General features: G+C 67.9%; 15 protein-coding genes. 7 read left to right on the top strand and 8 right to left on the bottom strand.

Annotated features, from left to right (window positions below; genetic code table 11):
• Positions 1 to 39 precede the first annotated feature (39 nt).
• Both AB2U09_RS14715 and AB2U09_RS14710 read left to right on the top strand, forming a co-directional pair.
• Positions 40 to 597: a GNAT family N-acetyltransferase gene (locus AB2U09_RS14715; RefSeq protein ID WP_459193482.1), complete on the top strand. Its 558-nt coding sequence runs from the start codon at positions 40 to 42 to the stop codon at positions 595 to 597.
• Positions 597 to 1,136, top strand: coding sequence for a GNAT family N-acetyltransferase (locus tag AB2U09_RS14710; RefSeq protein WP_459193481.1), 540 nt, complete (start codon positions 597 to 599; stop codon positions 1,134 to 1,136). The genes AB2U09_RS14715 and AB2U09_RS14710 overlap by 1 nt, the downstream gene beginning before the upstream one ends.
• 51 nt (positions 1,137 to 1,187) lie before the next feature.
• On the opposite strand, the gene AB2U09_RS14705 is transcribed toward AB2U09_RS14710, so the two are convergent.
• Positions 1,188 to 1,424, bottom strand: a complete 237-nt coding sequence (locus tag AB2U09_RS14705; RefSeq protein WP_459193480.1) for a hypothetical protein — start codon at positions 1,422 to 1,424, stop codon at positions 1,188 to 1,190.
• Positions 1,425 to 1,515: 91 nt separating this feature from the next.
• The gene (locus tag AB2U09_RS14700) at positions 1,516 to 2,247 is read right to left on the bottom strand and encodes a competence/damage-inducible protein A (RefSeq protein ID WP_459193479.1); all 732 of its coding nucleotides are present in this window, start codon (positions 2,245 to 2,247) and stop codon (positions 1,516 to 1,518) included.
• Between the two features lie 107 nt (positions 2,248 to 2,354).
• On the opposite strand from AB2U09_RS14700, the gene AB2U09_RS14695 reads away from it, so the two are divergent.
• Positions 2,355 to 3,287: a glycosyltransferase gene (locus AB2U09_RS14695; protein ID WP_459193478.1), complete on the top strand. Its 933-nt coding sequence runs from the start codon at positions 2,355 to 2,357 to the stop codon at positions 3,285 to 3,287.
• A gap of 51 nt (positions 3,288 to 3,338) precedes the next feature.
• On the opposite strand, the gene AB2U09_RS14690 is transcribed toward AB2U09_RS14695, so the two are convergent.
• Positions 3,339 to 5,546 (bottom strand): heterodisulfide reductase-related iron-sulfur binding cluster, encoded by a 2,208-nt coding sequence (locus tag AB2U09_RS14690; protein ID WP_459193477.1) that lies wholly within the window; start codon positions 5,544 to 5,546, stop codon positions 3,339 to 3,341.
• A gap of 164 nt (positions 5,547 to 5,710) precedes the next feature.
• Here AB2U09_RS14690 and AB2U09_RS14685 point away from each other — a divergent pair, with 164 nt between their 5' ends.
• Together AB2U09_RS14685 and AB2U09_RS14680 are read left to right on the top strand one after the other, a co-directional pair.
• A complete protein-coding gene (locus tag AB2U09_RS14685; RefSeq protein WP_459193476.1) occupies positions 5,711 to 6,310 on the top strand; it encodes a conditioned medium-induced protein 4 in 600 nt (199 codons plus the stop codon).
• Between the two features lie 69 nt (positions 6,311 to 6,379).
• The gene (locus AB2U09_RS14680) at positions 6,380 to 7,033 is read left to right on the top strand and encodes a CRISPR-associated protein Cas4 (RefSeq protein ID WP_459193475.1); all 654 of its coding nucleotides are present in this window, start codon (positions 6,380 to 6,382) and stop codon (positions 7,031 to 7,033) included.
• Positions 7,034 to 7,058: 25 nt separating this feature from the next.
• Here the strand turns inward: AB2U09_RS14680 and AB2U09_RS14675 are convergent, their stop codons facing one another.
• The 5 genes from AB2U09_RS14675 to AB2U09_RS14655 form a co-directional block, all read right to left on the bottom strand.
• Complete coding sequence (locus AB2U09_RS14675; protein ID WP_459193474.1) at positions 7,059 to 7,643, bottom strand: L-threonylcarbamoyladenylate synthase; 585 nt, start codon at positions 7,641 to 7,643, stop codon at positions 7,059 to 7,061.
• Between the two features lie 80 nt (positions 7,644 to 7,723).
• Positions 7,724 to 8,716: a ring-cleaving dioxygenase gene (locus AB2U09_RS14670; protein WP_459193473.1), complete on the bottom strand. Its 993-nt coding sequence runs from the start codon at positions 8,714 to 8,716 to the stop codon at positions 7,724 to 7,726.
• 68 nt (positions 8,717 to 8,784) lie between these two features.
• Entirely contained in the window at positions 8,785 to 9,045 is a 261-nt protein-coding gene (locus AB2U09_RS14665; RefSeq protein ID WP_459193472.1) for a hypothetical protein, read from the bottom strand.
• A 128-nt stretch (positions 9,046 to 9,173) separates the two neighbouring features.
• Complete coding sequence (locus AB2U09_RS14660) at positions 9,174 to 9,689, bottom strand: redoxin domain-containing protein (RefSeq protein WP_459193471.1); 516 nt, start codon at positions 9,687 to 9,689, stop codon at positions 9,174 to 9,176.
• Positions 9,689 to 9,958, bottom strand: a complete 270-nt coding sequence (locus tag AB2U09_RS14655) for a glutathione S-transferase N-terminal domain-containing protein (protein WP_459193470.1) — start codon at positions 9,956 to 9,958, stop codon at positions 9,689 to 9,691. The genes AB2U09_RS14660 and AB2U09_RS14655 overlap by 1 nt, the downstream gene beginning before the upstream one ends.
• Positions 9,959 to 10,047: 89 nt before the next feature.
• Between AB2U09_RS14655 and AB2U09_RS14650 the strand changes: the two genes are divergently transcribed.
• Positions 10,048 to 10,620: a type IV pilin domain-containing protein gene (locus tag AB2U09_RS14650; protein WP_459193469.1), complete on the top strand. Its 573-nt coding sequence runs from the start codon at positions 10,048 to 10,050 to the stop codon at positions 10,618 to 10,620.
• Between the two features lie 157 nt (positions 10,621 to 10,777).
• The gene (locus tag AB2U09_RS14645) at positions 10,778 to 12,187 is read left to right on the top strand and encodes a hemolysin family protein (RefSeq protein WP_459193468.1); all 1,410 of its coding nucleotides are present in this window, start codon (positions 10,778 to 10,780) and stop codon (positions 12,185 to 12,187) included.
• Positions 12,188 to 12,307: the final 120 nt, after the last annotated feature.

Below are 12,307 nucleotides of genomic sequence, written 5' to 3'. Positions count from 1 at the left end.
ACCGCAACGTTTTCGCTGACCCGTCGAGAGTCGTCGGATATGTCAGCCCCCGTGTTCCTCCGCGGCGACGACGTCTCGCTTCACCCGGTCGAGGAGAGCGACTACGACTTCCTCCGGGACCACCTGAACCGTCCCGAGGTCCGCGTCGGGTTCGGCGCAGCGATTCTGCTCGACGAGAACGGCGTGGGGGAGTACGTTGAGGGGCTCGCCGGCGGAGACGATTCGGAGATACTTCTCGTCCGTGCCGACGGCGAGCGCGTCGGCGAGGTGTTCCTGTTCGACCTCCACGAGGGACGCGGTACCGTCGAGGTCGGCTACTGGATCGCGCCCGAGCACCAGGGCGACGGCTACGCGACCGCCGCCGCCGAACTGGTCGTCGACTACTGTTTCACCGAGCGGCGGCTCCACAAGGTCAACGCCCGCGTCCTGGCGTTCAACGACGCGTCTCGGGCGGTGCTCGAACACGTCGGTTTCGAGCCGGAAGGCTGCCGACGGGACGACTTCTTCGTCGACGGCGAGTACGTCGACGCCGACCTCTACGGCGTCGTCGAGGACGAGTGGGAGCGGCCCGAGTCCCTCGTCGAGCGAGGCGACTGATGCCCGGACCAGTCTTCTTGCGGGGCGAGCGCGTGACGCTCAGACCGCCCGAGGAGGAGGACCTGAACTTCCTCCAGCGGACGCACAACGACCCCGCCGTCCGTCAGTCGATGCCGCGCGTCCACCCACAGAACCGCGATGCGACCCGCGAGGAGTACGTCGAGGGGTCCGAGGGAACGGTCGGGTTGCTCATCTGCGACGGCGACGACCCGGACGCCGAGCGACTCGGCTTCTGCGCACTCTTCGACGTCAGCACCGACTCCGGCCGCGCGGAAGTCGGTGTGTGGCTCGACCCCGCCGCGGAGGGGCAGGGGTACGCCACCGAGGCGCTCTCGCTGCTGGTCGACTATGCGTTCAACGAGCGGCGGCTCCACCGGCTGAACGCCGGTCGACTGGCGACCAACGACCGGTCGACCGCGCTGCTCGAACGGCTCGGGTTCACCGAGGAAGGACGGCGGCGCGAGTACTACTTCGTCGGCGGCGAGTTCGTCGACCGCGTCGAGTACGGCCTGCTCACGAGCGAGTGGGACGACGGCTAACCGCTTTTCTCCTTCGGTCTCCCGCGAGTGATCGCCGGTCGTTCGCGGCCGTCAGAACAGCCCGCTCCCCAGCAGGAACAGGGTCAGGAGCAAGGCGAGGCCGACGAAGACGAAGACTTTGATCGCGATGTGTGTGGGACTTCCGGCGCCGCCGTCCGGTTCGGTGGTGTCCGCGACGGCGTAGCCGAGCGAATCGAGGTTCGCCTCCGTCGAGTCGGACGTCTTCGCCATACCCGACCCTATGAACCCCTCCTGGCCGCCCTCGCCGCCCCCGTCGTCTGACTCCACGTGATCTCGAAACTGTCGGACAGTGATAAGCTTTCTCCGGCAGCCAGCGCTCGATCGACCGATCCGGCCGCCGTCTCCCGGTCTCGCTCGTTCACTCGGGGTCGGCGACCTGTTCGTCGACCCACTCGATGGCTCGTTCGACCTCCTCGGGGTCGGTGCCGGTCACCTTCACCCTGCCGGCCTCGCCGCGCTCGGCGGGGTAACTGCCGACGGCGACGTCGAAGCGGTCGCGGACGCCGTCGAGGACGTGCCGCAGCGCGCCCTCGGGCGTGGACGTTTCGACCGATTCCGACACCACGTCGCCGCCGAACTCGTCGGCGACCGAGTCGAACATCACCTTCAGCTCCTTCGGGAACCCGGGGAAGACGTAGACGTTCTCGACGACGCAGCCGGGGTTGAAGCTCTCCTCCGTCTGAATGGGGCGTGCGCCTGCGGGGAGCGCGGCCGTCTCGTCTAGATCGAGGTCGAAGTCGTGCTGCTCGTAGTACTCTGGGTCCGCCTCGCGGAACTGTCGGGCCTTCTCGGCGATGCGCTCGCGGACTTCGGGGTCGACTTCCAGGTCGCGGTCGAAGGCGTCCGCGACGGCCTCGACGGTCACGTCGTCGGGCGTGTCGCCGAGGCCGCCGGTGACGATCACCGCGTCGAACTGGTCGGCGAAGTCGCCGACCCAGCGGGCGATCAGGGCGCGGTCGTCGGGGATCGTGAGCATGCGGGGGACCGTGGCGCCACGCTCGGCGAGCTGGCGCGCAAGCCACGTCGCGTTCGTGTTCTCGGTGTCCCCAGCGAGCAGTTCGTCGCCGACGGTGACGAGCGCGACTTCCATGGGCGTGTCGTGGGTGTAGAACGGGTAAACGGTGTCGGGTCGGCGACGCGCCGCACGTGTCGCGCGCCGGCTCTGGCCTTATTGGGCGCGAACCCGAACCCGTTCACATGGTCGATCGGCCGCCGACGAGCGTGATCTTGCCGACGGTGCGGTGGACCGACGCCTGCGGAGAGGTCGCCGACCAGCTCCGTGAGGGGGACGAACTGCTCGTCGTCCACGACCGGGAGTCGGACCCCGTCGCCGGCCGCGCCGGAGGTCTCCCCGAGAACGTCCACCTCGTCGCCGCGGGCGAGCCGAGCGGTTGTTCCGGCAAGGCTAACGCCGTCGCGGCCGGACTGGAGGCCGCCGCCCAGGAACGAATCGTCGTGACCGACGACGACTTCCACCACCCGCCCGACTGGCTCGACGGGCTGGCCGCCGACTACGCGCTCTACGGCCCCGTCTCGGAGGTCCCCGTCTTCGTCGGGCGCGACCCGCTGTCGGTCCTGCTGGAGCCGGTCTACCTCGTCGGTGGGACGCTGGCGACCTACGCCAACGACTACGCCTGGGGCGGCGCCGTGCTGTTCGAACGGTCGGACCTGGACGACGAGGGGGCGCTGTGCGATCGCCTCCGCCGGACCGTCAGCGACGACGGGATGCTCACCGACGCGCTGGACGTGACGACGCTGGATCGGACGCGACGCGTCCCCGTCGGCGGGACCGTTCGCGAGACGCTCGAACGACACGTCCGCTTCAACAAGCTCGTCCGCCGCCACGACCCCCGCGGGACTGCGGTTTCGGTGGCTCTCGTCCTCGCGATCGCCGCGCTCTCAGTCCTCTCCCCGCTCGGCGCCGCAGCCGTCCTGACGGCGGTCGCTGCCACGGTCGGCGCCCGATTCGGCATCGTCAGGCCGACGGTCCTGCTCGCGTGGCCGTCGCTCGTGGCGTCGATCCCGCTCGGCGCCTACGCGCACCTGCGGCGGACGTTCGTCTGGGGAGGTCGCCGCTACCGCTGGCGGCGCACGTTCGACGTCGAAGTCGTCGAACGAGTCCGCGAGTGAGGCAGCCGGGCGGCGTAGGGAGGGGAACGGCGTCACCGGACGCGGCGGCGGTCAGTCGTCGGCCGGCGATCCCGCCGTACCCGATTCGCTGCCGGCGGTCACGCCGCCGCTCTCCTTGACCTCGACGGCTTCGATCAGCAACTCGGCCACGTCGACGATCTCGACGTCGTCCTCGAAGCCGCCGGTCTTGCGGCCGTCCTCGAACATCGTGGTGCACATCGGGCAGGCGACGACGAACTTCTCGACGGCACCGCCGGCGTCGGTGTCCTCGAGCGCCTCGCGCAGGCGCTCTTCGCTGGGTTTCGGGTCCTCGTCGAACTCCATCCAGAGGCCGCCGCCCCCGCCGCCGCAGCAGAAGGAGTCGTCTCGGTTTCTGGGCATCTCGGCCAGGTCGCAGCCCGTCGCGCGGACGAGTTCCCGCGGCGCCTCGTACTCGCCGTTGTACCGCCCGAGGTGACACGGGTCGTGGTAGGTGACAGTGTAGTCGAGTTCGTCGCCCCGGAGGCCGAGCCGACCCCGCTCGACGAGGTCCTCGACGACCTGCGTCCAGTGGAAGACCGGGGCGCCGTCCCAGTTCTCCTCGGGCACCTCCATCATCGGGTCGTCGGCGAACTCCGCGAAGTCGAGTTCGGGGTACTCGTTTTCGAAGGTGTTGAACGCGTGGGGGTCGGTGCAGACGATCTTCTCGAAGTCGCACTCGTCGAAGGCGCTCACCATGGTCGCGGCCTGCTCGATGAAGAGGAACTCCTCGCCGACGCGGCGCACGTCGTTGCCGTCGTACACCTCGTCGTCGTAGCAAATACCGTAGTCCACGTCGGCCTCCTCGAAGAGGCGGGCGAGCGAGCGGGCCACCTTCTTGTTCCGGTCGTCGAAGCTCGGGTAGTCGCCGACGTACCAGAGGTACTCGACCGACTCCTCGCGGGCATCCGCGGGCTCCGTTTCGAGCGGGTCGGCCCAGTCGGCGCGGTTGCGCTGTGACTCGCCGAAGGTGTTGCCCTGCTGCATGACGTTCTGGAACGTCTCCTGGACGTTCCTGTCCAGGTCCCCCTGGTCGACGAGCTGGCGGTTCAGCCGCGTGAACGAGTTGAGGTGTTCGATCTCGACGGGGCAGGCGTCCATGCAGGCCATGCAGGCCATGCAGGACTCCATCGTCTCGGCGGCGATGACGCTCCCGCCCTCGTCGTAGGCGAGTTCGCCCGGGCGGTCGGGATCGGGGGCGTCCGAGACGATCGGGATCGACTCCTCGCCGGCGTCGCGGGCCTCGCGGTACCGCTTGAGGTCGAGGATCACGTTCCGTGGGTCGAGCGGTCGACCGGCGGTCTCGGCGGGGCAGGCCGACGAACAGCGGCCGCACTTCGTGCAGGCGTCCTGGTCGAGCAGCTCTTTCCAGGTGAAATCGTCGATGGACTCGGCGTCGGTGGCCTCCAGGTCGGCGGGGACGCCGGGCAGGCGCTTGCCCGCGTCCTCGTCGTGCGTGACGACGTTGGCGTACGACGAGAGCATGTGGAACGGCTTGCCCAGCGGGACGGCGGCGATGAAGACGAACGCGAGGATCGAGTGACTCCACCAGACGACGGGGTAGGTCGCCTCGGCCATCGCGGGCGTCATCCCCGCGCCGTCGAGGGCGAGGGCGACCGCCCAGCCGACGAAGCTCACCGTCTCGAAGTCGGGGTAGGACTGCCCGAGGATGCGGAATCCCTCGGTGAGGTAGCCGCCGACGCCGAGGAGGAACAGCGCCCAGACGAAGAGGTCGTCCTCGGCGCTGGTGTGGCGGCCCCAGAGACGCCACTGACGGGCGGCGTAGCGGCGGTAGAGGAACACGCCGAGGCCGACGACGAACAGCAGCCCCATCGCGTCGACGACGAACGAATAGGAGAGGTAGAAGTCGCCGACGAAGAAGGAGTCGCCGGTCAGCGGTCGGTAGAGGTCCATGTCGACGCCGAGGATCGTGGTGGCGATGAGCAGCGTGAGAAAGCCCCAGAGGACGAACGTGTGGGCGAGGCCGGCGACGACGTCGCGGTCGCGCAGCGTCCGGTTCGAGAGGACGGTCCCGGCCGCGCCGACGATCCGTCCGGGCAGGTCGTCGAGCCGCGGGAGCGGGTCCTCCGCGCCCTCGGCGTAGCGGGCGACCCGGCGGTAGGAACCGAGCAGGAAGACCGCGATGGTCACCGCGGCGAGGTAGTAGAAGGCCGCCTTCCCGACCGGCCCGATCCCCCAGAACGTCGGCCGCGTCGCCGCTCCGGACTGGAGTACGGACATACTAGATGGCGGGCAACCGCCCGCTTAAAGGTTGCCACGAATTCACACGACAACCGTTCACAATCGGGGACGAGTTTGCCGATTTTCGGTCTCCCGGAGCGGCGCCGTCGGCTCACAGGTGTCAACAATTATTTATGTGTACGGCACCGGACTCACGGTCGGGGATGGACGACAAGACCGAAGAACTGCGGGACATCTTCATGGACGTCTCCGAGGAGGGGACGGTCACGGAGAGCCAGGAAGAGCCGCGGGGCTCTCTCGCGAAGACGGACGACGAGGAGGCGGTCCGCGAGCGTCTGCGGGGGGTAATCGAGGCGCTCGCCGATCGCTACGACTTCGCGACCGACTTCGAGACGGCGACGTACGTCCGGCTCGTCCGCGCGTTCTACGACGACGAGTCCGACGCGGCGATCGCCGACGAACTGGACGTATCCGAGGACGAAGTGTTCCGCGCACGCATGGATCTGCACCTGCTCCGGGGGGACGACACCGACGCCCCGTTCGACGTCTGCGAGTTGCGACGGTGCCGCGACGCGAGCGACGAGGCGCTCGCAGACGAGTTCGGGGTCGACGAAGCGACGGTCCGCCACTACCGCCGCGTCGTCGCCGCCCAGGACGCCGCCCGGGCCGCGAACCACCGCTACCAGACCGAATTCGACGAGATCCTCACCGACGCCGCCCTCTCCGGTCGGTTCACCGACCAGATGACGGAAGACGGCCTCGAAGAGGCCGCCGAGGACATCGAAACCGACGTCTCGTTCTGACCGGCGGCTCCCCGTTTTCCCGACTGTCGCGCCGAGGGTTTATGACCGAAAGCGCGGCCACGCCGCCCTATGCACACGTTTCGCGACCTGGCCACGGCGGCGTACTGCCCGCGGAAGCTCTACTACCGCCACCGCGACCCCGCGGCCGACGAGGACGTGCCTCAGGAAGTCCGTGCGCGCCGCGACCTGGCCTTTCGTTACCCGGAGCTGCTGGAATCCGATCCCGAGGTGCAGGCCGCGCCCATCGAGGTGACGCCGACGCAGTACCGCTCGCGCCTGGGCCAGTTGCGGGCGAGCCTCGACGCGTGGGACGACCTCGTCGATCCCGCCGGCCGCGAGGTGCTGCTCGAAGGCCGCGAGTGTCGCGGCGTCGCGCACAAAGTGCTGGAGGGGCCGCCGCGTCCGTCGCTGGTGTTCGCGGGTTCGCCACCGGAGCAGGGCGTCTGGGAGCCACAGACCGTCCGGCTGGTCGCTGCCGCCAAGGCGCTCGCGTGGGAGCGCGAGACGCCCGTCGAGACGGCCTTCGCAGAGTACCCCGCCTACGGCATCGTCCGCGAGGTCCCGCTGACGACTCGCCGGAAGGCGACCTACCGCTCGGCGGTCCGGACCGCCGACGCCATCGACGGGCCACCCTCTCGCGCGTCGAACCAGGCGAAGTGCGCTCCCTGCGACTATCGAGACCAGTGCGGCGTCACCACTCGGTCGCTCCGGTCGATGCTGTAGCGCGATTGCAGTCGCGACGTCGCACTCAGTTGTCTGCCAGCCACGCCTCGATCTCGTCGCTCATCGCGCCGCGGCGGTGGATCTCGCCAGCCTGCACGTCCACGACAGTACTCTCCGTCCCGTCCGTTCGGCCGCCGTCCAGCACCGCGCTAACCACGTCTCGGACTTCGTCGCTCAACTCGTCGACCTCGCGAACGCTCCCTGTCCCACTCAGGTTCGCGCTCGTGGCGGTCACGGGCACGTCGCTCGCTTCGTACAGTTCCAGCGCAAGATCGTGGTCGGGAATCCGAATACCGACCCGATCGCGGCCCGCCGTCAGCACGTCGGGGACCATCTCTCTGCGCTGGACGACGACGGTCACCGGTCCCGGGAGGAACTCCCGCATGAAGGCCATCTCGCGCTCGGTGGGGTCGGTATACTCCCGCGCGCGCTCGACGCTCGGGACGCCCAGCGAGACGGGCTTGTCCCGCGCTCGGCCTTTCACCTCGAACGCTCGCTCGACGGCCGCGGCGTCGATGGCGTTCGCGCCGAGGCCGTAGACGGTCTCCGTCGGGTAGACGACCAGCTCGCCGTCCTCGATCGCCCGCGCCGCCCGCTCTACGTCGGTCATACTCGGCGATCCGACAGTGGCCGGGAAAAGTGTGACGCGATGGCGTCTCCGTCCCGTGCCGCAAATGGGCTCCGCGCCGACTAGTCGTCCGCCTCGGCCGTCTCCGCTCGCGGGATGGTCACGTCGGGCAGGTTCGCCTCGATCTCCTCGCGGCGGGCCTCGAACTTGCCGGGGAGGACGAGCCGCTCGCCCAGTTCGTCGAGCGGTTCGTCGCTGTCGTACCCCGGCCCGTTGGTCGCGAGTTCGAACAGCACGCCGCCGTGCTCCCGGAAGTACACCGACCGGAACCAGTGGCGGTCGATCTGCGTCGTCGGACTCAGCCCTTCCGAGCGGGCGACCTTCCGGATCGCTTCCTGATCGTCGTCGGTCGGCGTCTGGAACGCCACGTGGTGGACAGTGCCGCGACCCTGCCGCCCGGCCTCGACGGTTGGCAACACGTCGACGTACTTCCCGACCGACCCCGGCGCGGCGAAGCGGGTCCGCTGGTCGCCCGGCGTGTCACCCGGCGACTGCTCGGTGCCGACTTCCTCGAAGCCCATCCGCTGGAGCAGCCCCTCGGTGGGCTCTGGATCGACCAGCCAGAGCGTCACCGAGTGGAACCCGCGGATCGCCGCGCGCTCGGGGACGAACTCGGTCCACGGCACCGTGGGGTCGTCGTCGGCGATCGCCGTCTCGACTAACTCGACGGGGAGTCCGTCCGGGTCGCGGAACGGTAGCACCGTCTCGCCGAAGCGATCGACGCGTTCGTCGTAGTCGACGCCGTGGTCGTCGAAGCGCTCTTCCCAGTAGTCCAGGCTCCCCTCGGGCACGCGGAAGGCCGTCCGCGAGACCTGTCCGGAGCCGACCTTGCCGTCGCCCGTCTGTTCGCCCCACGGGAAGAACGTCATGCTCGTACCCGGGTTCCCCTCCGCGTCCGCGAAGAAGAAGTGGTAGGTGCTCGGGTCGTCCTGGTTGATCGACCGCTTGACGAGTCGCAGCCCGAGCGTCTCGACCCAGAAGTCCAGATTCTGCTGGGGATCGCTCGCGATGCAGGTGACGTGGTGGATGCCCGGCGTCTTCGTGTCGTCCGTCATTGGAACTTCGTATGGACTGCTCGTACTTCAGTAGGCGCTGACATCGATGTAACCGGGGTGTCGCCGTGCTACTCGCCCGCCAGTGCCGACCCGCAGTAGCGACAGCTCCTCCGATCAGCGGGATTCCGTGCGTCACACGCCGAGCAGTTCGTCTGTTCGACCACCGCGTCCTCGGCGGTCGACCGGCCGATGTGGGCCGCGAGCACGAGTAGTCCCAGACAGACCGCTATCGGGAGTGTCAGAAGCCCGATCAGTGCCCAGGGACTTATGGCAACGAACGACCCCGGCACCGTCGCAGTGGTGATGTCCGTCGCCGCCAGACCAGCCATACTACGTTTCTTAATGACAGAGCGATAAATTTTCTCCAGCTACCCACGGCTGCCGCGATAGGGAATAACGATCTGGAATTCCCCGGCATCTGTTTCGAGTGACGACCCCACTGAGAGAACGGGGGCACTCAGAGGTCGGCGATCGCGTCCTCGACCTCGTCGTAATCGGGAAACGCGGGCCACTCGGAGGCGACCCAGGCGTACTGGACTACCCGCTTCTCGTCGAGGGCGAAGACAGCGGGGCGGGGCTCCTCGACGCCGGCCATGCCGTCGAGGTCGTTGACGATGTCGAACTGCTCGGCGACGCCGTTGCCGGGGTCGGAGTACAGTTTCGCGTCGACGTTCCGGTCCTCCAGCAGGTCGTTGTGCTCGTAGGGCGTCGAGATGGACAGCCCGACGATCTGGCAGTTGTCGCGGCCGAGCCACCCGCGATCGCGGATCTCGTTCCAGACGTAGGTCGCGGGGAACGCGCCGTCCATCGAGTGGAAGATCAGGACGACGGGCTGCTCGTCGGTCAGTTCGGAGAGGGAGACGTCCTCCCAGTACTCGTCGTTGACGAGCGGGCGCTCGAAGTCGGGGACGCGGTCGCCCTCCTCCGGGTGGTCGGTCTCGGGGAGGTCGACGACGTCGAAGGGGAGGTCCATCAGGCGCCCCCCTTGCTGCGCTCGCCGTAGGTGGCGTCGAGGTACTCGACGATATTGGCGCTCTCGGACATCGTGACGCCGGTGGACTCGTCGACGATGGCGGGCACGGTCCGCTTGCCGGTCAGGCGCTTGACGACGTCGCGGTCGCCGTGCATCGGCTCGACGAACCGCGAGCGGTAGTCGAGTTCGTACTCCTCGAGTTTCCGCGTGACCCGCTCGCAGAACGGGCAAGCCTGCAACCGGTAGAACGTGATGTCTGGGTCGGTCATCTCGACCGGAGGTAGGGCCAACTGCCGGGTAAGGGCTTCGCCGCCGGCGAGCCGGACATTTAAGGGCGAACGGGCGACCAGCCCGGCGCGTGACCGACCGCCGAGCCGGTTCCGACTGGTCAGCCCACGACGCCGGAGATTCACCACGAGCGGTGAGTCCGGTCGTCGGCGTGGTCGTCCTCGTCGGACTGACGGCGCTGCTGGCGTCGGTGTCGCTGGCAGCGGTCGGCGTCCACCACGCCACCCCAGAAGTCGCTCCGCAGGCGCGACTGAGCGCCGAACTGTCGGCGACCGACGGCTGGCCGGACGGCCAGCGACTCCGACTCGTCCACGAGGCGGGCGAGGTGCTCTCCGCCGAGGACCTCGCGCTCGTCGTCGAACTCGAGCGGACGGGCGAGCACGCGAGGATATCGGGGTTCCCGGCGCGGCGACTCACCGACGAGCACGTCGCGGGCTCGCACTTCGTCGACCGGACCTACGCCGGGGTCGACGGCGAACTCGACGCCGCCCACGGCGACAACCGCTGGGAGAGCGGCGAGACCGCATCGGTGCGTATCGCCCAGCACGAGTTCGACGTGCGATCGGGGGACGGCGCGGTGGTTCGCGTGATTCACCGCCCGAGCGGTGCGACGGTGGCGCGTCTAGAAGTGGCTGCGTCGTGAGAGTGGACGCTCGTGGTTCGTCCACCAACGGAGTGCAAGCAACCGTTCACTCGAGGAATATCGGGGCCTGATCCGTCTGAGTGGTCCCTCTTCGGCGTCTGCTGGGGGGTCCGGTATGACAAGCCTTAATTCCAACCCACGACAAGTCTCGCCGTCGATGGGTATACCCGCAGTGGTGTGGTCCAGCGTTGGGCCCGCCGCACAGCAAACGACGATCGACATCTACGGATACGGCATCCAGAAGAGCATCGTCGCGACAGCAGGAGTGCTCCTGATCGCCGTTCTGATCGGGCTCTCGGCGTTTTTCTCCTCGTCGGAGATCGCGATGTTCTCGCTTCCCGCTCACCGTATCGAGGGGCTCGTCGAAGAGGGCAAGCGCGGGGCGAACACGCTCAAGGGGCTCAAATCGGACCCACACCGACTGCTCGTGACGATCCTCGTCGGAAACAACCTCGTCAACATCGCGATGTCGTCGATCGCGACGGGGCTGTTCGGTCTCTATATGGGCCAGGGCGAAGCAGTCGCGGCAGCCACCTTCGGGATCACCGCGATCGTCCTGCTGTTCGGCGAGAGCGCGCCCAAGTCCTACGCGGTCGAGAACACCGAGTCGTGGGCGTTGCGCGTCTCACGCCCGCTCAAGCTCTCGGAGTACGTCCTCCTGCCGCTCATCGTCCTCTTCGATTACCTCACCCGGGTCGTCAACAAGGTGACTGGTGGACGCTCGGCCATCGAGAGTTCCTACGTCACCCGCGAGGAGATCCAGGACATGATCGAGACGGGCGAGCGCGAGGGCGTCCTCGACGAGGAGGAACGGGAGATGCTCCAGCGCACCCTGCGGTTCAACAACACCATCGCCAAGGAGGTCATGACGCCGCGGCTGGACATGGACGCCATCTCGACGGACGCCTCCGTCTCGGAGGCCATCGAGCAGTGCATCCACAGCGGCCACGCGCGCCTGCCCGTCTACGAGGGGAGCCTCGACAACGTCATCGGCGTCGTCAACATCCGTGACCTCGTCCGTGACCAGAACTACGGGGAGAGCGAGACCGACCTCGAACTCGAAGACCTCATCGAGCCGACGCTGCACGTCCCCGAGTCGAAGAACGTCGACGAGTTGCTCACCGAGATGCGCGACGAGCGCCTGCACATGGTCATCGTCATCGACGAGTTCGGGACTACCGAGGGACTCGTGACGATGGAGGACCTCACCGAGGAGATCGTCGGCGAGATCCTCGAAGGCGGTGAGGACGAACCGATCGAGTACGTCGACGACGACACCGTCCTCGTCAAGGGCGAAGTCAACATCGAGGAGGTCAACGAGGCGCTGGAGATCGACATCCCCGAGGGCGAGGAGTTCGAGACCATCGCCGGGTTCATCTTCAACCTCGCCGGCCGCCTCGTCGAGGAGGGCGAGGTGATCGACTACAACGGCGTCGAGATAGCCGTCCAGACCGTCGAGAACACGCGGATCATGAAAGCGCGCGTCACGCGGACCGAGGACTACGACCCCGACGACACCGGCGAGGAAGAGTCCGAAGCCGACACCGGCGAAGCCCAGCCCGAGTGACCCGCTAGCGCTGGGCCGTCCGCTCCGGCCGTTCCTCGACTCGAAGGCCGCCGTTTCGACTGGAGATACGTTGATTAGTGGCTATAGAACAATTTTATCCGGGATATCGGTTCGAGTTCG

This window comes from Halosimplex yunnanense, assembly GCF_054504345.1.
Note: the sequence above shows the minus strand (reverse complement) of the source record. Positions and strands in the feature narration are given on the sequence as shown.